The sequence below is a fragment of the Mesorhizobium sp. M7D.F.Ca.US.004.03.1.1 genome (genome assembly GCF_003998635.1).
Taxonomy (GTDB): domain Bacteria; phylum Pseudomonadota; class Alphaproteobacteria; order Rhizobiales; family Rhizobiaceae; genus Mesorhizobium; species Mesorhizobium loti.
Genome location: NZ_RZQG01001881.1, coordinates 1 through 385, shown reverse-complemented (window position 1 = coordinate 385; position 385 = coordinate 1). Strand labels below are relative to the sequence as shown.

The window sequence follows — 385 nt, the reverse complement described above, 5'->3', positions numbered from 1 at the left end:
ATGCCGAACGCCAGGCCAGAGATGCCAAGACCGCCCGGCTGAGAGAGTTGAGGATCAGCGCAGGCCGAGACTTGGCTCTTGCCAAAGTGTAGGCATAGTTTGCTTGTTTATGAGCGCTTCATCCTCCACAGCTCCAGGCGACTGTGGCAACGCAGAAATCAATGCTTCATTGCTCGTTTGGAGATCTACTCTCTCTCGACGGCTGAGACGTGGATGGTTGACCACCTTGGCCGGATCATCGAACAGGCACAGAACGGCTTCGAGCTTGCCGGATTTTGGCGAGGAATGTGCCGGTATTTGATAGCGAGTGTGCATCTCCATTCTCCGCAATCTGGGCCTCCCGGTCGAGACCGGGAGCGGACCGCAGTTTCATGAGGCTAGATGA

1 protein-coding gene is annotated in these 385 nt (G+C 56.1%); it reads right to left on the bottom strand.

Features of this window, described 5'->3' with window-relative positions; translation table 11 throughout:
• Nucleotides 1-54 precede the first annotated feature (54 nt).
• Complete coding sequence (locus tag EN935_RS40505; protein WP_127374471.1) at nucleotides 55-315, bottom strand: hypothetical protein; 261 nt, start codon at nucleotides 313-315, stop codon at nucleotides 55-57.
• Nucleotides 316-385: the final 70 nt, after the last annotated feature.

Bases quoted from the DNA above. Each gene is read 5' to 3' on its own strand.
- EN935_RS40505 (WP_127374471.1), bottom strand. From the start codon at position 315: ATGCACACTCGCTATCAAATACCGGCACATTCCTCGCCAAAATCCGGC.